The organism is Paracoccus homiensis (assembly GCF_900111675.1).
Classification (GTDB): Bacteria; Pseudomonadota; Alphaproteobacteria; order Rhodobacterales; family Rhodobacteraceae; genus Paracoccus; species Paracoccus homiensis.
The window spans coordinates 15,069-38,651 of sequence record NZ_FOHO01000007.1 but is presented as its reverse complement, the minus strand read 5'-3'; the positions used below and the strand labels follow the sequence as shown (position 1 = coordinate 38,651).

The window sequence follows — 23,583 nt, the reverse complement described above, 5'->3', positions numbered from 1 at the left end:
TTCCCTTCCTAGTCATGGGACACCCCCAGATAGGCGTCGATGACTTCCTGGTTGTTGCGCACCTCGTCAGGGGTGCCGTCGCCGATCTTGCGGCCATAATCCATCACGACCACCCGGTCGCTGAGGTCCATGACCACGCCCATATCGTGTTCGATCAGGGCGATGGTGGTGCCGAATTCGTCGTTCACATCCAGGATGAAGCGGCTCATGTCCTCTTTTTCCTCGACATTCATGCCGGCCATCGGTTCGTCCAGCAGCAGCAATTGCGGTTCGGCCGCCAGCGCCCGGGCCAACTCAACGCGTTTCTTCAGGCCATAGGGCAAGCGGCCGACCGGGGTCTTGCGGATGTTCTGGATTTCGAGGAAGTCGATGATCTTTTCGACCTGTTCGCGATTGGCGATCTCCTCGCGCTCGGCCGCACCCCACCACAGCGCCTGCGACAGAAACCCAGCCTTCATGCGATTGAGTCGCCCGGTCATGATATTGTCCAGCACACTCATCCCGTCGAACAGGGCGATGTTCTGGAAGGTCCGGGCGATGCCCAGCCGGGCGACCTCGTAGGGTTTCATCGGGCCGCGGCGATAGCCCTTGAACCAGACCTCGCCTTCCTGCGGGACATAGAAGCCCGAAATCACGTTCAGCATCGAGGATTTGCCCGCCCCGTTCGGGCCGATGATCGCGCGGATCTCGCCCTGGCGGATGTCGAAGCTGATATCCTTGATCGCGACCACGCCGCCAAAGCGCAGGGTGATGTTCTTCATCTCCATCAGGGTGCCGCCGATCTGGCGGCCATCCGCGGTGACGTAACCTTCCTCTGTTGCAAGCTGGTTCATTCTGCCGCCACCTTCTGCTGTCCGGCATCGCCGAAGACCTGGACATCGGCGATCTGCAGCGTCGCCTTGATCTGGCCCTTGCGGCCATCCTCGTAGGTCACCTCGGTTTCGGTGTAGATGCTGCCCGATCCGTCATAGAGCGCGTCAACGAGATCGGCGAATTTCTCGTTGATGACCGCGCGGCGCACCTTGCGGGTGCGGGTCATTTCGCCGTCATCGGGGTCCAGTTCCTTGTGCAGGACAAGGAAACGGTGGATCTGGCAGCCCGCCAGCATCGGGTCTTCGGCGACGGATCTGTTCACCGCCTCGACATGGTCCCTGATCGTGGCATAGACCTGCGGATGGCCGGCAAGCTCCTGATAGCTGGCATAGGCGATGTTGTTGCGTTCCGCCCAGTTGCCCACGGCGTTCAGGTCGATATTGATCATCGCGGTGCAGTAATCGCGACCATTGCCCAGCACGACGGCCTCAAGGATGTTGGCATAGAACTTCAGCTTGTTCTCGACATATTTGGGCGCGAACATGCTGCCATCGGCCATCTTTCCGACATCCTTGGCGCGGTCGATGATGCGCAGATGGCCGGTCGCCTCTTCGAAGAAGCCCGCATCGCCTGTCGCGACCCAGCCTTCGGGGTCCTTGGTGCTGGCGGTGCTGTCGGGGTTGTTCAGATATTCGACGAAGGTGCCGGGGCTGCGATAGAACACCTCGCCATTCTCGGCGATCTTCACCTCGACGCCGGGGCTGGGCACGCCCACCGTATCGGAACGGACCTGCCCGTCCGGCTGCTGGGTGATGAAAACCGAGGCCTCGGTCTGGCCGTAAAGCTGTTTCAGGTTGATCCCGAGGCTGCGATAGAAATCAAAGATTTCGGGGCCGATCGCCTCGCCCGCGGTATAGCCGACGCGGATGCGGCTGAAGCCCAGCGTGTTCTTCAGCGGGCCATAGACGAACAGTTTGCCCAACCCATAGGACATCCTGTCGGCGAAACCGACGGGCTTGCCGTCCAGAAGATCGGGACCGACGCGGCGGGCGACATTCATGAAGCGGTTGAACAGCCAGCGCTTGAACCGGCCCGCATCCTCCATCCGGATCATCACGGTGGTCAGCTGACCTTCGAAGACGCGCGGCGGGGCAAAGAAATAGGTCGGGCCGATTTCGCGCATATCGGTCATCATCGTATGCGCGCCCTCGGGGCAGTTGACGGTGAAGCCCGACCAGATCGCCTGCCCGACCGAGAAGATGAAATCGCCGACCCACGCCATCGGCAGATAGGCCACGATTTCTTCGCGATGGGTCAGATGGTCGAATTCGGCGGTATTCTTCGAGGTTTCGATAATGTTGCGGTTCGACAGCACGACGCCCTTGGGCTTGCCGGTGGTGCCGCTGGTATACAGCATCACGCAGGTGCTGTCGTAATCCAGCGCGGCGATGCGGGCGTCCAGTTCGGGGGCCAGACGCTGCGCGGCGGCGCGGCCTTCGGACTGCACGTCCGACAGCGCGTTCATGCGGGAATGGTCGTATTTCCGCATTCCGCGCTTGTCGGTATAGATGATCTGGTCGATGCCTGTGACGGTCTCTTCGACCTCCAGCACCTTGTCGACCTGTTCCTGATCGCCGCACAGGACAAAGCGCGCGCCGCAATGGCCCAGCACATAGGCCATCTCTTCGGCGACGGCGTCCTGATACAGCGGCACGGGAATCGCGCCGCACATCTGGGCCGCGATCATGCCCCAGTAATGGGCGGGCCGGTTGCGACCGATGATGGCCACGTAATCGCCCGGTTTCAGCCCCAGTGCCAACAGGCCCAGGGCCAGGGCCCGAATCTCTTCGGCAGCCTGCGCCCAGGTCCAGCTTTGCCAGATCCCGAATTCCTTTTCGCGATAGGCGGGCCGTTGGCCGAAACGGGCCACGTTCCGCGCCAGCAGCGCGGGTATGGAATGCAATTCGCCCTGCGGCGCCTGCGGGTCCGTCATGTTTCCTCCCCTGTCGCGGGTCGTTGCCCGCGTCATCCGGGCCACCTCCTCCGTGTCCCGAATACCTTGACCTTTGCCGCCAATCTTTGCCGCAGTTTTGCCAGAATCCAACGAAATGTTTCAGCGCTTTTGCCCCGCTGCGCCCGATGCTAGGCAAGACGGGCAGCAGGAGGCATCAGATGGAAACCGACGGGTGGCGATGGTAGGGGCGCGTGATCCAAGCGCGGAGCTGATGCGGTCAGGCATCAATCTGATCGGTCAGGCGCTGTCGATTTTCGACGCCGACCTTCGACTGGCGGTGGCCAATCGTCAGTACCAGGCGATGTTCGACCTGCCCGATTGCCTGACCCGTCCCGGCACCAGCTTCGAAGAGACGATCCGCTATCTGGTCGCGCGTGGCGAATACGGTCCGCAGGACGACCCCGATCAGGCCGTGACCCTGCGCGTCGATCAGGCCCGCGCCTTTCAGCCGCATTATTTCGAACGCCAGCGTGCCAATGGGCGCTGGATCGGGGTCGAGGGCGCACCGCTTGGGCAAGGCGGCTGGATCACCGTCTATACCGACATCACCGATATCAAGCGGCAGGAAGCCTTGCTGCGCGCACGCTCGGCCGAACTGTCCGAGCAGGTTCTGGAAAATGCCGAACGTCTGGCCGCCACCAACAGGGAACTGGCCGCCAGCAACGCCGCCCTGCAAGAGGCGCAGCGCGTCCTGACCCGGATCGAGGCGCGTACCCGGCAGGTCACCGAAATGGTCCCCGCCCATATCGCCCATATCGACCGCGATTATCGCTACAGCTTTTCGAACCGCAGGCTGCCCTCGATTTTTCCGGGGGCGTCCGATCCGATCGTCGGGCTGACCGTCGAACAGGCGCTTGGCGCATCGACATGGGCCACGCTGAAACCCCATATCGACGCCACCCTGTCGGGCGAACCGCAGGTGTTCGAGATCACGCATCCCACATCGGGGCGGCGCATCCGCATCGCGCTGACGCCTGACGGGGCCGAACATGGCGTCTATGTGCTGTCCACCGATGTCAGCGCCGAGGTGCAGGCCCGCGAGGCGCTGTCCCATGCCGGCAAGCGCAGCCTTGCCGCGCAGCTGACATCTGGCATGGCGCATGATTTCGGCAATCTGCTGACCATCATCCTTGGCCTTCAGGGTCGGCTGGCTGCGCAAGACCTGCCACAGGGCGCGGCCGAGGATGTTCAGGCGACGCTGGCCGCCGCACGGCGCGGGGCCGATCTGCTGAACCGTCTGGCACAGATCAGCGGCGCGCGCGACGTGTCGTTGCAGCCGACCGATCTGCCCGCGCTGCTGCGCGATCTGGCGGTTCTGGCGCGGCCAAGCCTGGGCGATGGTGTCGTGCTGGACATGCGGATCGACCTGCAATCGGACCCTCTGCTGCTGGATCCCGGCGCTTTGCAGGACAGCGCGCTGAACCTGATCCTGAACGCCAACGCCGCGATGGCCGGACCGGGGCGGATCACGCTGACCGCCCGCATCTCGGGCGAATGGATCGAGCTGCTGATCGAGGATACCGGCCCCGGCTTCACCCCCGAGGCGCTGCGCCGCGGGACCGAACCGTTCTTTTCCACCAAGAAGGGTCAGGGATCGGGGCTGGGGCTGTCGATGGTCTATGACCAGACCAAGCTGGTGGGCGGCACGATGCGGCTGGAAAACGGCGACACCGGCGCGCGGGTCACGCTGCGCCTGCCGCTGCGCCCGGTCAGCCGTCAGATGGTGCTGCTGGTCGAGGATGACGATACCATCCGCGCCGATGCCCGCGACATGCTGATCGCGCTTGGCCATGCGGTGATCGAGGCCGCAAGCCTGGCCGAGGCCCGCGCCCTGACCGACCTGCCGGGGCTGACCCTAGTCCTGTCCGATATCCAGCTGGGCGACGGTCTGGGTCTGGATCTGGCCGCCGATCTGCCCACGGTGCTGATGACATCGCTGCCGCCGGGCGATCCGTTGCGCGAACGTGCCACGGGTCCGGTGCTGACGAAACCCTTCACCCCCGCGCGGCTTGCCACCGCCCTTGCCTGCGCCGCCAAGGATGCCCCATGACCGATGCCCCGCTGATCGCCATTCTGGATGACGAACCCGAAATCCGCCGCCTTCTGTCGCAAGCGCTGGAACAGGCGGGCTTTCGCACCCAAAGCTTTTCGCGCGCCACCGAATTCGAAGCCGCGCTGCGCCGCATCACCCCCGAAGCCTGCCTGATCGATCTGGGCCTGCCCGACCGCGACGGGCTGGCGCTGGTGCATCGGCTGGCGACGGAATCGGGCGCGGCGATCATCATCATCTCGGGACGGGCGCAGGTGCAGGATCGGGTGACCGGCCTGGAACTGGGCGCCGACGACTATATCATCAAGCCCTTTGAACCGGCCGAGGTCGTGGCCCGTATCCGCGCCCGCCTGCGCCGCCCGGCCCAATCCCCCCGCAGCGGTGCGACCACCCTGCGCTTTGCCGGATGGACCGCCGATTTCGACCGCTACAGCCTGACCGCCCCCGATGGCAGCGAGACCCCCCTGTCGCACGCCGAGGCCGAGGTGCTGCGCATGTTCACCGACAATCCCCGCCGCCTGATCACCCGCGCCCAGATGCTGGAAACCCTGGGCGGGGCGGCGGGCGACAGCTTTGATCGGGCAATGGATGTGCGTATTTCGCGCCTGCGCACCAAGCTGCGCGAAGATCCTAAAAACCCGCGCCTGATCAAGACGATCTATGGCGCAGGCTATATTTTTCTGGCCGAAATCCAGTAACCCCGAAGGAATATCAAAAATTAGCGGCGACAGGCCCGGGTTTCGATGTATAGAAGCCCCCGCACATGACAGGATGAAATACTGCCCCGATGGTTTCTGCCGCCCCCCACCCGCTTCAAAGCGAGCGTCTTGCCGCGCTGCGCGCCTATGAGGTGCTGGACACCGATCCCGAGCGCGAATTCGACGAGATCGTGCGCCTTGCCGGGGCGATCTGCGGCAAGCCGATCACCCTGATCAGTCTGGTGGACAAGGATCGGCAGTGGTTCAAATCCGAACAGGGGCTGGGCGTTCCGCAGACGCCACTGTCGCAGTCGATCTGCTCGCACGCGCTGCTGACCGACGATTTTCTGGAAATTCCCGACACGCTGGCCGATCCACGGACCGCCGACAACCCGCTGTGCCAGGGCGAGGACGGGCTGCGCTTTTACGCCGGCGCCCTGCTGATAACCCCGGACAATCTGCCGATCGGAACGCTGTGCGTCCTGGATCGCAAACCGGGTGAACTGACACCGTTGCAGCGCGACACATTGCGGGTTCTGGCGGGACAGATCATGTCGCGGCTAGAACTGCGCAAGGCGCTGAACCACGCGGCGATGCTGCGCCACGAGGTCGATCACCGGGTCAAGAATTCGCTGCAATCGCTGTCCTCTCTGGTGCGGCTGGCATCGCGCCGCGCCAAGCATGAGGAAACGGTCGAGGCGCTGTCGACGCTGAATTCCCGCATCGATGCCGTCGCGCGCCTGCACGAGGAACTGTATCGCACCGATGCCGGGCCGGTCGTGGATCTGGGCCATTACATCGAGAACCTGACCCGGCATCTGGCCAAGCTGGCGCCCGCGAATGTCGCGGTGAAGGTCCAGACGGAAAAGCTGCCCGTCGCCTCGGCACAGGCGGTCGCGGTCGGCACGCTGATCAATGAATTCGTCGCGAATTCCTTCAAGCACGCCTTCCCCGACGGGCAAGAGGGCACCGTGCGCGTGACCGCCGAACGCGGCAGTCAGGACGATACGATCTGCCTGATCTGCGAGGATGACGGCATCGGCCTGCCCGATCTGGCCGACAGCAGCGATGGCGGGCTGGGCATGCAGATCGCCGCCGTCATCTCGGCCGAGTTGCAGGGAGAGTTGAACATCCACACCAATGCCGACGGTCTGCGCATCAGCATCGAATTCACCATCGCCGAGCGCCACCGCCAGGGCGGCTGACAAGACGCGTCATGGTTGGGCAAAGGATGTCTAGCGGCGTCCGCGGCGGCGCGGACGTTCGTCGCGCCGCGAGACGACGATCATCACCGTGCTGAGAAGGATCCACAGATCCAGCCCGGTGTCGCGGTGCTTTTGATAGATCAGGTCGATCTTCATCTTGGCCGGCAGGCAGCGGCGGTAATAGGCGGCCTCGGTTGCCTCGGCGCTGCGGCAATCGGCCAGAATGCGGTCCTCGTGGCGATGATAGATCAGCGTCGCCAGCCCGGTCACACCCGGACGGCTTTGCAGAACCTGACCATAGATCGCGGGAAAACGCTCGACATATTCGCGCAGGGGCGGGCGCGGGCCGACAAAGCTCATGTCGCCGCGCAGGATATTGAACAGCTGCGGCAGCTCATCGATGCGCGAACGGCGCAGGAACCGGCCGATCGGCGTGATCCGCCAATGTTTATGTGCGCCGGTGGCGCCAAAATCATCTTCCTGCAACAGCATGGTGCGGAATTTCAGCTGTTTGAACGAATCACCCGGCGATTTCATCCGCTCGGCGCTGTAAAGGATGGGGCGACCCTGCGCGACCAGCAGGATCAGCGCGACCCCCAGCATGACGATCGACAGCGGAAGCAACAGCAGCGTCGCAAAACACACGTCAAACAATCGCTTAGACAGCGGCATGGCCGTCACCTTGCCACCTGACGCCTCACCCATGAACCATGCCATCTTCGGCATTTGCAGAGTAGTCAGGCGCGATGCCTCGGCTTTGTCCCAGTCATGGTGAATCGTCACAATGCCATCCGGTCAACGAGTTACAGCGCGTCAACGGGGCTAACACATCGGCCGGCGCAAGTGAACAGACCGGCCCGCGGCATGCGCAATCTCTTGCACAAGCATGGCAATTCGGCCACTGTCCGACGAAGAAACAAGCTTTGGGAACCCTGTGGGAACACGCAAATTCTTGGTGCTGCTGGATGACAGCCGCGAATGCCTGAACGCGATGCGCTTTGCCGCGATGCGGGCCGCCAATACCGGAGGGGCCGTGGTCATCCTGTCGGTCATCCCGGCCGAGGACATCCAGCACGGCTTTGGCGTCGCCGATGTCATGCGCGCCGAGGCACAGGAACGGATCGAGGCGCATTTCGAGGTGTTCGCGAAATGGATGCGCGCCAAGCCCAAGGTCGAACCCGAACTGGTGATCCGCGAGGGCGATCCGGCCGAGGAACTGATCTCGCAGATCTCTGACGACCCGCAGATCGGCGTCGTCGTTCTGGGCCTGAACAGCGACAAGTCCGCGGCAAACCCGGTCCTGACCCGGCTGATGCGCGAGGCCGGAACGCTGGCCTGCCCGATCACCATCGTTCCCGGCGAAATGTCCAAGGAACGTCTGGAAGCCATCACCTGAGGCCCCGCCCCGGCGCGGCGGCCGTGCTGCTTGACCCGGCAGGGTCCGATCGCCATATCAAGCGCAAAGGAGCGCGCCATGTTCATTCAGACCGAAACCACGCCGAACCCGGCGACTTTGAAATTCCTGCCCGGCGAGACCGTTCTGGGCAGCGGCACCGCCGATTTCCCCAATGCGGACACGGCTGCCAAATCGCCGCTGGCCCGCCGCATCTTTGCGGTCGAGGGGGTGAGCGGCGTCTTTCTGGGCCGCGATTTCGTCACCGTCACAAAGGCGGATGATACGCCCTGGGATCACCTGAAACCCTCGGTCCTTGGCGCCATCATGGAGCATTTCCAGTCCGGCGCGGCGGCCATCGAAGGCGATGCCGGGCAGGACAGCGGCGGCCACGCCCATCACGAAGGCCCCGATGCCGAGATCGTCGTGCAGATCAAGGAATTGCTGGACACCCGCGTCCGCCCCGCCGTTGCACAGGACGGCGGCGACATCACCTTTCACGGCTTTGATCGCGGTGTCGTCTATCTGCACATGCAGGGCGCCTGCGCGGGCTGCCCGTCCTCGACCCTGACGCTGAAGATGGGGATCGAGAACCTGCTGCGCCACTATATCCCCGAGGTCGTCGAGGTCCGGCCTGTTGCCTGATCGCGTCGCCCTGGGCTTTGACACATCGGCCGCGCATTGCGCGGCCGCTTTGCTGTGCGGCGGGCAGGTGCTGGCAGAGCGCCTTGAGCACATGACCAAAGGTCAGGCCGAGCGGCTGTTCCCGATGCTGGAACAGATGCTGGCCGAGGCCGGTCTGGCATGGGCGGATCTGGATGTGATCGGCGTCGGGACGGGACCGGGCAATTTCACCGGCATTCGCGTGGCCGTTGCCGCGGCACGCGGGCTGTCCCTGTCCTTGGGATGCCCCGCCATCGGGATCAGCGTGACCGAGGCCACGGCCTGCGATCTGCCCCGGCCGTGCCGCGTGGTCATCGAAGGCCGTCGAGATCAGGTGATCTGGGAAGATTTCGACGCCGAGGATTGTCCCGAACGGGCGAGCCGGCCACAGCAGGCTGTGACCGGCCAGCTGCCGCCCGGCCCCGCGCCGGCTGCGCCGGCGGTTCCGCTGGCCACGGGGATCGCGCGGCTGGCGCTGTCGCGCATGGACCGCCCGCAGCCGCGACCGGCGCCGATCTATCTGCGCCCTGCCGACGCCGCGCCCTCATCGATGCCCGCCCCCGTCATCCTGCCCTGACCCGCCATGACACCTGACGACCTTGCCGCCCTGCACGCGCGTTGCTTTACCGTGCCGCGCCCCTGGAACGCAGATGAGTTCGCGGAACTTCTTGCCTCGCCCCGCTGCTTCTTGCTGACACGGGGCGCGGGGTTTCTGCTGGCCCGGGTGATCGCGGACGAGGCCGAGCTGCTGACTCTGGCGGTCGCGCCCGAACATCGCCGCGACGGGCTTGGCCGGGCGCTGACAGCCGAATTTGCCGCCACGTCACGCCGGATGCAGGCCTGCGAGGCCTTTCTGGAGGTCGCCGCCGACAATGATGCGGCCAAGGCCTTGTATCTGGCCCAGGGCTGGCGCATCGCGGGACGGCGACCGCGCTATTACGGACCGACGACAGATGCGCTGATCCTGCGGCTTGGGCTTTGAAATCACGCAGAAGACGGTTGACCACCCGAGGTCGATGCGCCCTAATCGGGCCATCAGCGCAGGCGGCTTGAATCGCCTGCTCAAACAGGATGAGGCTGACCATGACCTTGAAAAAAACGCTTCTGGCAGGATGCGCCGTGACCGCCATGACGGCAGGCGCCGCATTGGCCGACCCGGCCCTGATCTTCGATCTGGGCGGCAAGTTCGACAAGTCCTTCAACGAGGCGGCATTCAACGGCGCGACCCGTTGGGTCGAGGAAACCGGCGGAAGCTACAAGGAACTGGAAATGCAGTCCGAGGCACAGCGCGAACAGGCGCTGCGCCGACTGGCGGAAACCGGCGCGAACCCGATCGTCATGACCGGATTTGCCTTCGGTGACGTGCTGAACAAGATCGCACCCGACTATCCCGACACCAAATTCGCGATCATCGACATGGTCGTCGATCAGCCCAACGTGCAGTCAGTCGTCTTCACCGAGGAACAGGGCAGCTATCTGGCGGGCGTGATGGCCGGCATGGCGTCGGAAACCGGCGTGGCGGGCTTTATCGGCGGCATGGACATTCCGCTGATCCACAAATTCGAATGCGGCTATGCGCAGGGCTTCAAGGCGACCCAGCCCGAAGGCAAGGTGCTGATCAACTATACCGGCACCACCCCGGCCGCGTGGAATGACCCGGTGAAGGGCGGCGAACTGGCCAAGGCCCAGATCAGCCAGGGCGCCGATGTGGTATATGCGGCCGCAGGCGGCACCGGGATCGGCGTGCTGCAGGCCGTGGCCGATGCGGGCAAGCTGGGCGTCGGTGTGGACAGCAACCAGAACCACCTGCATCCGGGCCAGATGCTGACCTCGATGGTCAAGCGTGTGGACAATGCCGTCTATGACGCCTTTGTCGCAGGCACCGACATGGTGCCGGGCGTGAAGATCATGGATCTGGCCGCCGACGGTGTGGGCGTCGCCATCGACGAGAACAACGCCGATCTGGTCACCGCCGAAATGCAGGCCGCCGTGGATGAAGCCAAGGCCAAGATCGCCTCGGGTGAAATCGCGGTCCATGATTACATGACCGACAACGCCTGCCCGGTCGAATAATGGCTGCCGCAGCGAAACAGGGGGGGCGGCCGGAAACGGCTGCCCCCTATGCCATCGAGTTGAAGCGGATCTCGAAATCCTTCGGGCCGGTGCAGGCCAACAAGGATATCGACCTGCGCGTGCCGCGCGGCACGATCCACGGCATCATCGGCGAGAACGGCGCGGGGAAATCCACGCTGATGTCGATCCTGTACGGGTTCTACAAACCCGATGCGGGCCAGATCCTGATCGATGGACAGCCCATCACCATCGCCGACAGTCAGACCGCGATCCGCGCGGGCATCGGCATGGTGTTCCAGCATTTCAAGCTGGTGCAGAATTTCACCGTCCTGGAAAACATCATCCTCGGCGCCGAAGACGGCGCGCTGCTGCGGCCCTCGCTGTCGAAGGCCCGCGATGTGCTGAAACAGCTGGCCCAGGAATATCAGTTGAACGTCGACCCCGATGAGACGATCGACGAATTGTCGGTCGGCCATCAGCAGCGCGTCGAAATCCTGAAAGCCCTGTATCGCCAGGCCGATATCCTGATCCTTGACGAGCCCACCGGCGTTCTGACCCCGGCCGAGGCGGACCACCTGTTCCGCATCCTCGAAGGCCTCAAGGCCGAGGGCAAGACCATCATCCTGATTACGCATAAATTGCGTGAAATCATGGACATCACCGACAATGTCAGCGTGATGCGGCGCGGCCAGATGGTCGCCTCGGTCAAGACGGCCGAGACCAGCCCCGAAGAACTGGCCGAGCTGATGGTCGGTCGCAAGGTCATCCTGAATGTCGAAAAGGCCCCGGCCGCGCCTCAGGCACCGGTTCTGGAGGTGCGCGACCTGAAGCTGGTCGATGACGAGGGCGTCGAACGCCTGCGCGGCATCGGCTTCGACATCCGCGCGGGCGAAATCCTCGGCATCGCCGGGGTCAGCGGCAATGGCCAGACACAGCTGCTGGAACTGCTGGGCGGTTACCCCGAAAAAGGCGCGACGGTCAGTGGCAGCATCCGCATGAATGGTCAGGAACTTGACCTGACCGGCACCAGATCCGACGCCCGCACCCGTCGCGAACGCGGCATCGGCCATGTCCCCGAAGATCGTCAGGTCGAAGGCCTGATCATGGATTTCGCGGCCTGGGAAAACGTCGCGTTCGGCTATCACGATCAGCCCGAATATCAGGGCGGCCTGCTGATGGACAACGCCCGCATCAAGGCGGATGCGGAAAAGTACTTCGAGGATTTCGACGTCCGCCCGCGCAACACGCATCTGGCGGCACGCAATTTTTCCGGCGGCAACCAGCAAAAGATCGTCGTCGCCCGCGAGATCGAGCGAAACCCCGATCTGCTGCTGATCGGGCAGCCGACACGCGGCGTCGATATCGGCGCGATCGAATTCATACATAGACGCATCGTCGAGCTGCGCGATGCCGGCAAGGCCGTGCTGCTGGTCAGCGTCGAACTGGACGAGATTCTGGCCCTGTCGGATCGCATCGCGGTGATGTTCGACGGACGCATCATGGGCGAACGCCTGCCCGCCGAAACGACGACCGGCGAGCTGGGCTTGCTGATGGCCGGGGTGACGGATACGGAAAATCACCCTGCCAGCGACGGCATCCCGCCCGAACAGAACCATGTCGAAGACCTGCCCAAGGAGCCGCGCTGATGGACAAGATGCCGAAATGGGCCGATGTCATCCTGACGCCGCTGATCTCGCTGGTGCTGGCGATGGCGATCTCGGCGCTGGTGATCCTGGCGATCGGGGAAAGCCCGACCGAGGCCCTGAAGACGATGGTCGATGGGGCGCTTGGCTCCAGCTATGGCTGGGGCTTCACGCTGTACTATACCACCAATTTTATCTTCACCGGTCTCGCGGTCGCGGTCGCCTATCACGCCAGCCTGTTCAATATCGGCGGCGAGGGTCAGGCGATGCTGGGCGGCCTTGGCGTGGCGCTGGTCGCACTGGCGCTGCCTTGGCCGCATTGGGGCATCGCCCTGCCCGCCGCGATGATCGGCGCGGCCCTGTTCGGCGCGCTATGGGCACTGATCCCCGCCTGGCTGCAAGCCAAGCGCGGCAGCCATATCGTGATCACGACCATCATGTTCAACTTCATCGCCGCCGCGTTGCTGAACTATGTCCTGGTCAACATCCTGCGCCCCGTGGGCAGCATGGACCCCGCCTCGGCCCGTTTTCCCGAGGGTGCGCACCTGCCCTCGCTTGCCGACATGGCAGCCGGGCTCGGCATCGAATGGGGCAAGAACACGCCGGTCAACATCACCTTCTTCATCGCGATGCTGGCCTGCGTCCTGGTCTGGCTGCTGATCTGGCGCACGCGTCTGGGCTATGAGATCCGCGCCTTCGGCCGGTCCGAACCCGCCGCGCGCTATGCGGGCATCAACCCGGTTCGCATCATCGTCATCACCATGCTGATCTCGGGCGCGCTGGCCGGTCTGATGGCCATCAACAATGTCATGGGCGAGGCCGAGCGTCTGGTCCTGAACGCGGTCGAGGGTGCGGGCTTCATCGGCATCGCCGTGGCGCTGATGGGCCGCAATCACCCGTTCGGCGTGTTCCTTGCGGCGCTGCTGTTCGGCTTTCTCTATCAGGGCGGGGGCGAGCTTGCGCTGTGGACCTCGATCCCGCGTGAACTGATCGTCGTCATTCAGGCTCTGGTCATCCTGTTCACCGGCGCGCTGGACAACATGGTGCGCATGCCTCTGGAACGGATCTTCCTGTCGATGCGCAAACTGGGGAATGGCTGATGGATTTCCCGACGATCATCCAGATCCTGGATTCCGCCGTCCGCCTGATGACGCCGCTGCTGCTGGCCTGTCTGGCCGGGCTGTATTCGGAACGCTCGGGCGTGTTCGATATCGGGCTGGAAGGCAAGATGCTGATGGCCGCCTTCACCTCGGCCTCGATCGCCTTTGTCACCGGCAGCCCTTGGCTGGGTCTTCTTGCGGGGATCGGCGGGGCAATGCTGCTGTCGCTGATCCACGGGCTGGCCTCGATCACCTTCCGCGGCAATCAGCTGATCTCGGGCGTGGCGATCAACTTTCTTGCCTCAGGCATGACGGTGCTGCTGGGCATCAAGATCTTCGGCCTTGGCGGGCGGACCCCGGCGCTGACCGGGGGCGGCCGTTTCGGTGAAATCACCCTGCCCTTCGCGGAAACGCTGCGCGATGTGCCGCTGCTTGGACCGATCTATGCCGACCTGATCTCGGGTCACACGATCCTGGTCTATGTCGCATTCCTCTGCGTTCCGCTGACATGGTGGGTGCTGTTCCGGACCCGGTTCGGCCTGCGCCTGCGTGCGGTCGGCGAAAACCCCGCATCGGTCGATACCGCCGGTGTCTCGGTGACGCGCCTGCGGTTTGTCGCGGTGATCATCGCGGGCGTGCTGTGTGGCCTGGCCGGGGCCTATCTGGCAACCGGCCTCTCGGCGGGCTTCGTCAAGGAAATGACCGCCGGTCGCGGTTTCATCGCCCTGGCCGCGCTGATCTTCGCCAAATGGCGCCCGGTCAGCGCACTTGGCGCGACCTTTCTCTTCGGCCTGCTCGAGGCCATCGCCAACCGCTATCCCAATCTCGATCTGGGCGTCATCACCATCCCCTCGATGTTCATGAACGCCCTGCCCTATATCCTGACGGTCATCATCCTGGCCGGTTTCGTCGGACGCGCCATTCCCCCGCGCGCCGGAGGAGAGCCCTATGTCAAAGAGCGCTGAGCTTGCCCAACTGATCCGCGACCGCGCCGGATCGGACGCCCCCGAATACGGCCTGATCCTGGGATCGGGCCTCGGACACCTGTCCGCCCAGATCGACGGCGTCGCGATCCCCTATGACGATCTCCCGGGCTTTCCGCATGCAGGCGTGTCGGGCCACGTGCCCCAGCTTGTCATCGGCACACTGGAAGGCCGCCGGGTGGCCGTGTTCGGCGGACGGTCGCATTATTACGAATCCGGTCGCGCCGACGCCATGCGCCTCCCGCTCGAGGTGCTGGCCGCGCTTGGCACCGACAAGCTGATCCTGACCAATGCCGCCGGATCCCTGCGCCCCGATATCGCGCCGGGCGATCTGATGCTGCTCAGCGATCACATCGCCTTCGCCGGAACCAATCCCCTGATCGGCGAAAGATCCGACGCGCGTTTCGTGCCGATGACGCAGGCCCATGACAGCCAGATGCGCGACGCGCTGACCGCCGCGGCCCTGGCTGAAAACATTCAGCTGCCCGATGGCGTCTATTGCTGGTTTTCAGGCCCCAGTTTCGAAACCCCAGCCGAAATCCGCGCGGCCCGCACCCTTGGCGCGGATGCGGTCGGCATGTCCACCGTGCCCGAAATCATCCTTGGCCGCTTCCTCGGCCTGCGCTGTGCCGCGATTTCCGTGATCACCAATATGGGCGCGGGGCTCAGCGACGAATCGATCAGCCATGACCATACCAAGGCCATGGCCCCGATCGGCGCGTCGAAACTCGAGGCCGTGCTGCGTCGTTTTCTCCGCGACGGCTGACCGCTTCTTCTTTGCCGAAATACCCCCGCCGGAGGCCCTGCCCCGGCGGTTTCGCATGTCAGCCGCAGATCACGCGCGACATCGCGCCTTCGACCTGCCCCGCCGCCGCCTCCAGATCGCGCAGATCATGCAGGCGCACCACGGCCTTTTCCCGCGCGGCATAGCGGGACCGATGCCGCAGATAGCGCGGGTCGTAATGCATGCGCATCAGATCTTCGGCCAGTTCGCGCCACGCGCCCTCGCGGGCCAGATCCTGCCAGGCGTCGATCCTGTCGCGCGGATGCAGTGGCGCCAGTAACGCAATGATATCCTGCAAACGTGCCGGATCGGCCGCAACATCGGCGTAATCATGGGCCGAATATTCGGCCCGCGCCTCGACCGGAATTTCCAACCGGATCCGCGGCGCCTCGCATAGCGATTTCCACACCGCCTTCGGCACCGTCACCTGCCCGATACGACTGCTTTCCGCCTCGATCACCACAGGTCGCGCCGGGTCCAATTGCTGCATCGCAACCGCCAACCGACCCTCGAACATCTTCTGGCTGGGCTGACCTCCCTCGACCGCGCCGAACAGACTGCCACGATGCCGGGCCAGCCCCTCCAGGTCCAGAATCTGGACGCCACGCGCCGCAAGGCGGTGCAGGATCGCGGTCTTTGCGCTACCGGTATTGCCATCCAGTACCACCGCCGGCGCGGCGATCGATCCGTTCTGGACCAGATCCACCACCAGCCCGCGCCACGCCTTGTAGCCACCCTCCAGCCGCTGCACGCGCCAGCCGATCTGACCAAGGATGGTGCTGAAGCTGCCCGACCGCTGACCGCCGCGCCAACAATAGATCAGCGCCTTCCAGCCGCCATCGCGATCCGCCAAGGGACCCGCGATATGCCGGGCCGCATTTGCTGCAACCAGGGCTGCGCCGGCCTTGCGCGCATCGAAAGGCGAGACCTGTTTATAGATCGTGCCCACGCACGCTCGCTCTGCATCATCCAGCACCGGCAGATTGATCGCGCCGGGCAGGTGATCTTCGGCAAATTCGGACGGTGCACGAACGTCGATAATGTCGTCGAACCCCGCGAATGCGGGGTCCGTGACGCTGCTGACCTTCAAGCCCGCCTCAATAAACGTAGACGGGCGTGCCGACCGGCACCTTGTCATAAAGGCTCATGACAGCCTCGTTGCGCATCCGCAGGCAACCATTCGAGACCGCGCGGCCAATCGAACCGGGATCGGTCGTGCCATGAATGCGGATCGCGGTATCGCGGCCCTTGGCGTCATAAAGATACAGGGCGCGCGCGCCCAGGGGATTGCGCGGACCGCCGGGCATCCCATTGGCCCATTTCGCATAGGCACCGGGATTCCGTTCGATCATGGACTGCGTGGGGGTCCAACCCGGCCACTCGGTCTTGCGGCCAATCGTGGCCTTGCCCTTCCAGACCAGCTCATCGCGGCCTACGGCCACGCCATAACGGATAGCCCGGCCCGGCGCGATCACGTGGTACAGGAAGAAATCCTTGCTGACGACCACGATACTGCCGACTTCAAAATCCTTGCGGATCGAGACTTCGGTCGGGGCATAGGGATCGCGGGTGGCGGCGGCCTGAGTGACCTGTTCGACCTGCGCAAGCGCCAGCGACGGGGCTGCGATCAGCGGCAAGGCCAGCGACATCAACTGACGACGGTTCATCGGATTGTCCTGCTAACTACTCGTGTTCCTGTTTGGTCCATAAATACCGCGAATAGCGGTCAGATGGCAACTCAACCGCAACAATGCCGGACAGTTCACGCCAAGTTGGGTGCGATCAGGTCACAATCCCGCGCGGGGCTGCGCGGCGATCCGGGAACCGCCGCGCCGGAAATCAGTGATCCGCGTGGCCTTCGTGGCCCTCATGCCCCTCATGGGCCGCGTGATCGTCATGCGGCGTCTGCGCGTGATCATCCGCACGCTGATTATCGACCGGCACATCGATCTTCTGCGTGCCGCAATCGCCGAAATCCAGCGTCAGGGCGACGGTCATGCCATCCTCAAGCGGTGCGGTCAGGCCCATCAGCATGACGTGATCGCCACCACGCTGAAGCGCGTGCTTTGACCCGGGCGGCACCTCGATCCCGCCTTCGATCGCATGCATCTTCATGACGCCCTCGACCTCGGTATGGGTGTGCAGCTTGGTCTTGGCCGCCGCGTCCGAGGACACACCGACCAGCGTGCAGGCAACCTCGCGGTGGTTGTCCAGAACCATGAAGGCGGCTCCGGCCTTGGGATTGGCCCCGCGCGCATAGGCATCGACGACGTCGATGGCATCATGGGCGACGGCGGCGATGGGCGACAGAACGGCAGCAGTCGCCAGAATAGCGAAAAATTTCATCGGTTTCTTCCAGTTCATCAAATCAGGGATATGTCGTCGGGCACCGCAATGGCGGGCGGGCCACGTGCCCGCGAGGACGGAACAGGCCGGGAATGACCGTGATCGTCGCCAAGGGTGAACTGGATGTCTGTCGTACCACGCCGCGCCATGGGCTGCGGCTGTTCGGGCGCCAAACCGGCCATCAGCGCAAGCGCCATATCCGGGCAGACATGGGAAACCGGTGCCGGTGCGCCGGGGATCTGGCGCGTGACCACGCCTTCGCCCGTGCAGATGACCACCCGCCCGCCGATCTGCACCGTTCCACGCGCAGCGCCCAGCCCGATGCCGGTCAGCATCAGGACAAGAATCAGGGAAAGGCGCAGCAGCGGGGTCATCGGTGCAGGCTATCCGATCACAGAGTTTCGGCCAGAAGCCAATCTGCCGCAGCCTGCGTCGTGGCAACGGCGTCCCATGTGATCACCGGCACATCATAGGGGTGCTGCGCCTCGATCAGCGCGACCAACCCGGCGCGGCGAAGGTCGCTGGTTTTCAGAACCAGCTGAACCTCGGCCTCTTCTTCGATCCTGCCCTGCCAGTGAAACAGGCTGACAAGACCGGGCTTGATATTCGCGCAGGCCGCCAAACGCGCATCCAGCGCCGCCCGCGCAAGGGATCGGGCGCTGTCAAGATCGGGGCAGGTCGTGGTCACATGCAGCATCATCGGCGCAGCCTTTCACGACAGGACGGAAACGGCAACACACATGCAAAAGCCCCGCCAAGGCGGGGCGCAATGCCGGTCGTGCCGAAAGGCTTAGGCCTGAAGTTCGGCCGGGCCTTCTTTCTTGGCGATCTCGCGCTTGATCTTCAGGGCGCGATCCGACAGTTCGGCATCTTTCGCCTTTGCCAGAAACTCGTCCAGACCACCGCGGTGATCAACCGAGCGCAGGGCAGCGGCCGAAATGCGCAGCGCATAGCTGCGGCCCATTTTTTCAGAAGTCAGCGTGACCTCGTTCAGGTTCGGCAGGAACCGGCGACGGGTCTTGTTGTTGGCGTGGCTGACATTATTGCCGGTCATCGGGCCTTTGCCGGTCAGTTCGCAGACGCGCGACATGTGATTATCCTTCGTCTCAGCTTGTAACGGGCGTCCCCGGCGGGAGGGTCCAACCCAATGTGAAAGGGCGCCGCGAGGCAGCGCCCGGAAATTCCGTTCGCGGGTGATTACACAAGCCGGTACTGTCCGTCAACCCCGCAATCGCCCGTGGCGGCTTCGGTGCCTTGGCGATACTGCGCCTCGATCTGGATCAGGCGTTCCTTGCGCCACAGCCCGCCGGCATAGCCGGTCATGCTGCCATCCGCGCCGATAACGCGATGGCAGGGGACGATCAATGCCAGACGGTTCGTGGCATTGGCACGGGCAACGGCCCGGACCGCGCCGGGGCGGTCGATTTCCTGCGCCAAGGCGGCATAGCTGCGCGTCTCGCCCGCCGGAATCCGCTGCAATTGCTGCCACACACGTTGCTGAAAAGGGGTCCCGTGCAGTTTCACCGTGACATCAACCTGACCCTGCCGCCCGTTGAAAAAGGCGTCCAGCCACGCCTCGGTTCGGTCGGTCACCGCGCTGCGGCCCAGACCGATGCGCCCCTCGACAAAGCCCGACAGCTTGCGCAGCCCGTCCGGCAGCGCCTTGCGGTCGACGAATTCCAGTAGATGCAGATGCGTCTGATCCGCAATCGCGATCATGCCGCCAAGCGGCGAATCGATCCAGTCGGCGCGCAGATCGGCGTCCTTGCGCAATTCGCATGGCTTGTGGCCGAAAAGCCGGGCGAAGGCCTGACGAAAGCCCGATGCCGATTCGAAGCCCGCATCCAGTTGCGCGTCGATCATGGCAGCCCCCTTCGATACCGTTTTCAACCCCTGCCCCAGCCGCGCGGCCCGCGCCATCTGCAGGAAGCTTTGACCGAATTGCCGCTGAAACCCGCGGCGCACGGTCGATGGGTCCAGCCCCAAATCGCGCAGATCCGCCTCGGACCAGCGGCGACCGGGATCGGCCTCCAGCAAGGGCAGCAGACGGGCCACGCTTGCCTCGCCCAAGGCCGAGGTGCCGGTCGGTGAGCAGCGCAGGCATGGCCGGAACCCTGCCGCGACAGCCGAATCCGCGTCGGGGAACCAGCGGCAGTTTTCCGGTCGCGGCTTGCGGGCCGGACAGGTCAGACGACAGAAGATGCCGGTCGTCGTCACCCCGACAAGCGCCCGCCCTTCATAGGCGGCATCGCGGGCGACAAGCGCCCGATACAGGATCTGATCATCGGGCAGTCCAAGCATGGCGGCCTCCTTTCCATGACCCGGTTTACCCGATCCATGGATGAATGGGGCGCGAAAACGGGCGTCTAATCCGGTTTTGTGACCTGCGTCGATCGCAGATAGTCCAGCATGTCGGCCGCCGCCTGTCCGGGTGCGGCATCGCCACGCGCAACCGCATCGCCCAGATCGGCCAGCCGCGCCCTGGCGTCAGGCCAATCCAGTCGCGCCAGCAATCCGGCGCGAAGTTCGGCCATGAACCAGTGCCGCGCCTGCGCCGCACGATTGGCGTCGAAATGCCCGTGATCGCGGCGCCAATCGGCCAGCGTGGTCATCTCTGCCCAGGCCGTGTCCAGGCCGATCTCTTCGACCGCGGAAACCGGCAGCGCCTTGGGAAACCCTTCGGGATCCTGCAGGCGCTTGCGCAGCAGGCGCAATGCGCCGGCATAATCGGCGACCGTGCGCCGCGCTGTGCCCAGCAGATCGCCATCGGCCTTGTTGACCAGAATCAGATCGGCCATTTCCATGATGCCGCGCTTGACGCCCTGCAATTCATCCCCGCCCGCAGGCGCCAGCAGCAGGACGAACAGATCCGACATTTCCGCGACCAGCGTTTCGGACTGTCCGACGCCGACCGTCTCGATCAGGACCACATCATAGCCTGCGGCCTCGCACAGGCGGACGGTTTCGCGCGTCCGCCGCGCCACCCCGCCCAATTCCGTGTTCGAGGGCGATGGCCGGATGAAGGCCATCGGATTGCGGGACAGATGCTCCATCCGGGTCTTGTCGCCCAGAATCGAGCCCCCCGACCGGGCCGAGGACGGATCGACCGCCAGCACCGCCACCCGCAGCCCCTGTTCGGTCAGCATCGTGCCGAACGCCTCGATGAAGGTGGATTTCCCGACCCCCGGCGTGCCCGACAGCCCGATCCGCAGCGCCTGACGGTCGGGCAGTTGCGACAACAGGTCCACGGCACGGGCGCGGTGATCGCGGCGGGTCGATTCGATCAGGGTGATCGCCCGCGACAAGGCGCGGCGGTTCCCTTCGGTCAGCGGCTGCAGAAGATCGTCCATGACACTCCGTCGCTGTCGGGGCGGCGATGCCCCTGCCCCCCGTGGTTAGTCAGCACGGCGACGATTGCCAAGACCCCGCCCGGTTTCGCGCCTTGCACGCGAATTATCCCGACAATCCGACCCGGATGCAGGCGCGAAATTATCGGCATTTCGTCGCGCTGGAAAAGCATGGCGGAAAAAAATGCGCTATTCCACCAGCTTGCCCGATACCGCAAAGCGATTTAAGTTGCGAAAATGTCAAACTGTTTTGTCCAATACCTTCGCGCTTTCTTTCTGGCGCTGCTGATCGGGGCTGCGGCCGGCCCGATCGCCGCGCGTGCGCAGGCGCCGGACATGACCGTGGCGAACTGGACGGAACAGCCGGTCAGATTGCTGATGATCGATCAGCGGGGCTGCGTCTATTGCGCCAGATGGGACCGTGAAATCGGTCCCGGCTATGATCACAGCAAGGAAGGACGCCGCGCGCCGCTGATGCGCGTGGATATCGACGGTCCCTGGCCCGACGGGCTGGCGCTGGCGCGCAGGCCGACGATGACGCCGACCTTCATACTGCTGCGAAATGGCCAGGAAATATCGCGTCTGGAGGGATATCCGGGCGCGCAATATTTCTATCCGCTGATTGACGACATGCTGGATAGAGTATCACAAGTGAATATGACTAAGGGGTTTGGGGGTTGATCCACGTGCAAGACAGAGCAGAGGCAGAGCACCAACGGGAACCGGCCGATGCGCCGGGGCAGCAATGCGAACAGATCGCCACGGCAGACATGCTTGACCGTGCCGCCGAGGCAGCATCCTTCATGAAGGCGCTGGCCCATGAAGGCCGCATGATGATCCTGTGCCACCTGTCGGGTGGCGAGAAAACCGTGGGTCAGCTTGAACAACTGCTGGGACAACGGCAGGCCGCCGTCAGTCAGCAACTGGCCCGTCTGCGGGCCGAAGGTCTGGTCAGCAGCCGACGCGCGGGCAAGGCGCGGCTTTATACGGTATCGGATCCGCGCGCGGCCGAGGTGGTCGGCCTGATGTATCGGCTGTTCTGCGCCAATTAGCGCAGATCGTCCGCCATCGACCTTTCACACGACAATCGGCATCCTCGGGCTTTTGTCGCCTTGCGCGTTGCGCTAGGCACTGTCCGACCATTTCTTTGCGACGGTGACAGTCATGCATGATATCCGTGCCATCCGTGAAAACCCCGAAGCCTTCGATCGTGGCCTTGCCCGTCGCGGGCTGGACCCGCTGTCCTCGCAGATCCTGTCGCTGGACGCGGATCGCCGCGCGCGGATTGCGCAGGCCGAAACCGCGCAGGCCGAACAGAACAAGGCCAGCAAAGAGGTCGGCGCCGCCAAGGGTCGCGGCGACGAGGCCGAATTCGAACGGTTGCGCGCGCTGGTGGCCCGGAAAAAGGCCGATATCGCCCAGTTGCAGGCCGAAGCCGCGCAGATGGACGAGCGTCTGACCAGAATGCTGATGGAAATTCCCAACCTGCCCCTGGATCAGGTGCCGGACGGCAAGGACGAGGACGACAATGTCGAACTGAAACGCTGGGGCAACCCACGCAGCTTCGATTTCGAGCCGGTCGAACATTTCCAGATCGCGGGCGTCCAGCCGGGCATGGATTTCAAAACCGCGGCCAAGCTGTCGGGCAGCCGTTTCGTGCTGCTGAAGGGCGGCGTGGCGCGGGTGCATCGGGCCCTGGCGCAATTCATGCTGGACCTGCATGTCAGCAAGCACGAACTGGAAGAAACCTGGACCCCGGTTCTGGTTCTGGAAGACATGATGCGCGGCACAGGTCAGCTGCCGAAATTCGGCGAGGACAGCTATCAGACCCGCGAGGGGTGGTGGCTGATCCCCACGGCCGAGGTGACACTGACCAACACCGTTCATGGCGATCTTGTCGAACAGGCCACCCTGCCCCGGCGCATGGTCGCCCACAGCCAGTGCTTCCGGTCCGAGGCGGGCAGCGCGGGGCGCGACACCACCGGCATGCTGCGCCAGCATCAGTTCGAAAAGGTCGAGATGGTCTCGATCACCGACGCGCAAGGCGGGGTCGCGGAACATGCCCGCATGACCGCCTGCGCCGAAGCCGTGCTGGAGGCGCTGGACCTGCCCTATCGCACCATCGCGCTATGCACCGGCGATATGGGCTTTGGCGCGCGCATCACCCATGATCTGGAAGTGTGGCTGCCCGGTCAGAACGCCTATCGCGAAATTTCCAGTGTCAGCTATTGCGGCGATTTTCAGGCCCGCCGCATGAATGCGCGCTATCGTCCCGGCGGCGGCGGCAAGCCGGAATTCGTGCATACGCTGAACGGGTCCGGGCTGGCCGTCGGACGCGCGTTGATCGCCGTGCTGGAAAACGGCCAGCAGGCCGACGGGTCGGTGATCCTGCCTGCGGCCCTGCATCCCTATCTGGCCGGGGCGACGGTCCTGGGCGCCGATGGCCGCCTGATCTGACCGGCTGCGCGGAT

General features: G+C 64.3%; 26 protein-coding genes. 15 read left to right on the top strand and 11 right to left on the bottom strand.

Annotated elements, in window-relative coordinates:
• Positions 1 to 8: 8 nt before the first annotated feature.
• Entirely contained in the window at positions 9 to 833 is an 825-nt protein-coding gene (locus BMX67_RS10960) for an ABC transporter ATP-binding protein (RefSeq protein ID WP_090734865.1), read from the bottom strand.
• Positions 830 to 2,806: an AMP-binding protein gene (locus BMX67_RS10955; protein WP_090734863.1), complete on the bottom strand. Its 1,977-nt coding sequence runs from the start codon at positions 2,804 to 2,806 to the stop codon at positions 830 to 832. The genes BMX67_RS10960 and BMX67_RS10955 overlap by 4 nt, the downstream gene beginning before the upstream one ends.
• A gap of 199 nt (positions 2,807 to 3,005) precedes the next feature.
• Here BMX67_RS10955 and BMX67_RS10950 point away from each other — a divergent pair, with 199 nt between their 5' ends.
• The 3 genes from BMX67_RS10950 to BMX67_RS10940 all read left to right on the top strand — a co-directional run bounded on the left by BMX67_RS10950 (position 3,006) and on the right by BMX67_RS10940 (position 6,780).
• Positions 3,006 to 4,877: a PAS-domain containing protein gene (locus BMX67_RS10950; protein WP_090734862.1), complete on the top strand. Its 1,872-nt coding sequence runs from the start codon at positions 3,006 to 3,008 to the stop codon at positions 4,875 to 4,877.
• Positions 4,874 to 5,575 carry a response regulator transcription factor gene (locus BMX67_RS10945; protein ID WP_090734860.1) on the top strand — a complete coding sequence of 234 codons (702 nt, stop codon included), beginning with the start codon at positions 4,874 to 4,876 and terminating at the stop codon, positions 5,573 to 5,575. The genes BMX67_RS10950 and BMX67_RS10945 overlap by 4 nt, the downstream gene beginning before the upstream one ends.
• Positions 5,576 to 5,664: 89 nt before the next feature.
• Positions 5,665 to 6,780: a histidine kinase dimerization/phosphoacceptor domain -containing protein gene (locus BMX67_RS10940; protein WP_090734858.1), complete on the top strand. Its 1,116-nt coding sequence runs from the start codon at positions 5,665 to 5,667 to the stop codon at positions 6,778 to 6,780.
• Between the two features lie 30 nt (positions 6,781 to 6,810).
• On the opposite strand, the gene BMX67_RS10935 is transcribed toward BMX67_RS10940, so the two are convergent.
• Positions 6,811 to 7,506, bottom strand: coding sequence for a sugar transferase (locus BMX67_RS10935; RefSeq protein ID WP_245739428.1), 696 nt, complete (start codon positions 7,504 to 7,506; stop codon positions 6,811 to 6,813).
• A 160-nt stretch (positions 7,507 to 7,666) separates the two neighbouring features.
• Between BMX67_RS10935 and BMX67_RS10930 the strand changes: the two genes are divergently transcribed.
• From BMX67_RS10930 to BMX67_RS10890, 9 genes are all read left to right on the top strand, one after another.
• A complete protein-coding gene (locus tag BMX67_RS10930) occupies positions 7,667 to 8,176 on the top strand; it encodes a universal stress protein (RefSeq protein ID WP_090734854.1) in 510 nt (169 codons plus the stop codon).
• A 78-nt stretch (positions 8,177 to 8,254) separates the two neighbouring features.
• On the top strand, positions 8,255 to 8,818 hold the full coding sequence (locus BMX67_RS10925) for a NifU family protein (RefSeq protein WP_090734852.1): 564 nt from the start codon (positions 8,255 to 8,257) through the stop codon (positions 8,816 to 8,818).
• On the top strand, positions 8,808 to 9,413 hold the full coding sequence (tsaB, locus tag BMX67_RS10920) for a tRNA (adenosine(37)-N6)-threonylcarbamoyltransferase complex dimerization subunit type 1 TsaB (RefSeq protein ID WP_425438980.1): 606 nt from the start codon (positions 8,808 to 8,810) through the stop codon (positions 9,411 to 9,413). The genes BMX67_RS10925 and tsaB overlap by 11 nt, the downstream gene beginning before the upstream one ends.
• A 6-nt stretch (positions 9,414 to 9,419) precedes the next feature.
• Positions 9,420 to 9,818, top strand: a complete 399-nt coding sequence (locus BMX67_RS10915; RefSeq protein ID WP_090734848.1) for a GNAT family N-acetyltransferase — start codon at positions 9,420 to 9,422, stop codon at positions 9,816 to 9,818.
• A 101-nt stretch (positions 9,819 to 9,919) separates the two neighbouring features.
• Positions 9,920 to 10,909: a BMP family lipoprotein gene (locus BMX67_RS10910; protein ID WP_090734846.1), complete on the top strand. Its 990-nt coding sequence runs from the start codon at positions 9,920 to 9,922 to the stop codon at positions 10,907 to 10,909.
• Positions 10,909 to 12,555: an ABC transporter ATP-binding protein gene (locus BMX67_RS10905; RefSeq protein WP_090734845.1), complete on the top strand. Its 1,647-nt coding sequence runs from the start codon at positions 10,909 to 10,911 to the stop codon at positions 12,553 to 12,555. The genes BMX67_RS10910 and BMX67_RS10905 overlap by 1 nt, the downstream gene beginning before the upstream one ends.
• Complete coding sequence (locus BMX67_RS10900) at positions 12,555 to 13,652, top strand: ABC transporter permease (RefSeq protein WP_090734843.1); 1,098 nt, start codon at positions 12,555 to 12,557, stop codon at positions 13,650 to 13,652. Before BMX67_RS10905 ends, BMX67_RS10900 begins: the two co-directional genes overlap by 1 nt.
• On the top strand, positions 13,652 to 14,617 hold the full coding sequence (locus BMX67_RS10895; protein ID WP_090734841.1) for an ABC transporter permease: 966 nt from the start codon (positions 13,652 to 13,654) through the stop codon (positions 14,615 to 14,617). The genes BMX67_RS10900 and BMX67_RS10895 overlap by 1 nt, the downstream gene beginning before the upstream one ends.
• The gene (locus BMX67_RS10890; RefSeq protein WP_090734839.1) at positions 14,601 to 15,401 is read left to right on the top strand and encodes a purine-nucleoside phosphorylase; all 801 of its coding nucleotides are present in this window, start codon (positions 14,601 to 14,603) and stop codon (positions 15,399 to 15,401) included. The genes BMX67_RS10895 and BMX67_RS10890 overlap by 17 nt, the downstream gene beginning before the upstream one ends.
• A gap of 58 nt (positions 15,402 to 15,459) precedes the next feature.
• Here BMX67_RS10890 and mnmH read toward each other — a convergent pair whose 3' ends face one another.
• The 8 genes from mnmH to meaB form a co-directional block, all read right to left on the bottom strand.
• The gene (gene mnmH / locus BMX67_RS10885) at positions 15,460 to 16,509 is read right to left on the bottom strand and encodes a tRNA 2-selenouridine(34) synthase MnmH (RefSeq protein ID WP_245739427.1); all 1,050 of its coding nucleotides are present in this window, start codon (positions 16,507 to 16,509) and stop codon (positions 15,460 to 15,462) included.
• A gap of 7 nt (positions 16,510 to 16,516) precedes the next feature.
• Positions 16,517 to 17,086, bottom strand: coding sequence for a L,D-transpeptidase (locus BMX67_RS10880; protein WP_090734835.1), 570 nt, complete (start codon positions 17,084 to 17,086; stop codon positions 16,517 to 16,519).
• 172 nt (positions 17,087 to 17,258) lie between these two features.
• A complete protein-coding gene (locus BMX67_RS10875) occupies positions 17,259 to 17,765 on the bottom strand; it encodes a copper chaperone PCu(A)C (RefSeq protein ID WP_090734833.1) in 507 nt (168 codons plus the stop codon).
• Between the two features lie 17 nt (positions 17,766 to 17,782).
• Positions 17,783 to 18,139: a hypothetical protein gene (locus BMX67_RS10870; RefSeq protein ID WP_090734831.1), complete on the bottom strand. Its 357-nt coding sequence runs from the start codon at positions 18,137 to 18,139 to the stop codon at positions 17,783 to 17,785.
• Positions 18,140 to 18,156: 17 nt separating this feature from the next.
• Entirely contained in the window at positions 18,157 to 18,465 is a 309-nt protein-coding gene (gene cutA, locus BMX67_RS10865; protein WP_245739426.1) for a divalent-cation tolerance protein CutA, read from the bottom strand.
• Between the two features lie 90 nt (positions 18,466 to 18,555).
• Positions 18,556 to 18,855: a 50S ribosomal protein L28 gene (gene rpmB, locus BMX67_RS10860; protein WP_090734829.1), complete on the bottom strand. Its 300-nt coding sequence runs from the start codon at positions 18,853 to 18,855 to the stop codon at positions 18,556 to 18,558.
• 107 nt (positions 18,856 to 18,962) lie between these two features.
• A complete protein-coding gene (locus BMX67_RS10855; RefSeq protein ID WP_090734828.1) occupies positions 18,963 to 20,066 on the bottom strand; it encodes a bifunctional transcriptional activator/DNA repair enzyme AdaA in 1,104 nt (367 codons plus the stop codon).
• Between the two features lie 65 nt (positions 20,067 to 20,131).
• Positions 20,132 to 21,115, bottom strand: coding sequence for a methylmalonyl Co-A mutase-associated GTPase MeaB (meaB, locus tag BMX67_RS10850; RefSeq protein WP_090734826.1), 984 nt, complete (start codon positions 21,113 to 21,115; stop codon positions 20,132 to 20,134).
• A 234-nt stretch (positions 21,116 to 21,349) separates the two neighbouring features.
• On the opposite strand from meaB, the gene BMX67_RS10845 reads away from it, so the two are divergent.
• The 3 genes from BMX67_RS10845 (at position 21,350) to serS (ending at position 23,569) form a co-directional block, all read left to right on the top strand.
• Complete coding sequence (locus BMX67_RS10845; RefSeq protein WP_245739425.1) at positions 21,350 to 21,793, top strand: thioredoxin family protein; 444 nt, start codon at positions 21,350 to 21,352, stop codon at positions 21,791 to 21,793.
• Positions 21,794 to 21,798: 5 nt separating this feature from the next.
• On the top strand, positions 21,799 to 22,164 hold the full coding sequence (locus BMX67_RS10840) for an ArsR/SmtB family transcription factor (protein ID WP_411957693.1): 366 nt from the start codon (positions 21,799 to 21,801) through the stop codon (positions 22,162 to 22,164).
• A gap of 112 nt (positions 22,165 to 22,276) precedes the next feature.
• Positions 22,277 to 23,569, top strand: a complete 1,293-nt coding sequence (serS, locus tag BMX67_RS10835; RefSeq protein ID WP_090734822.1) for a serine--tRNA ligase — start codon at positions 22,277 to 22,279, stop codon at positions 23,567 to 23,569.
• Positions 23,570 to 23,583: the final 14 nt, after the last annotated feature.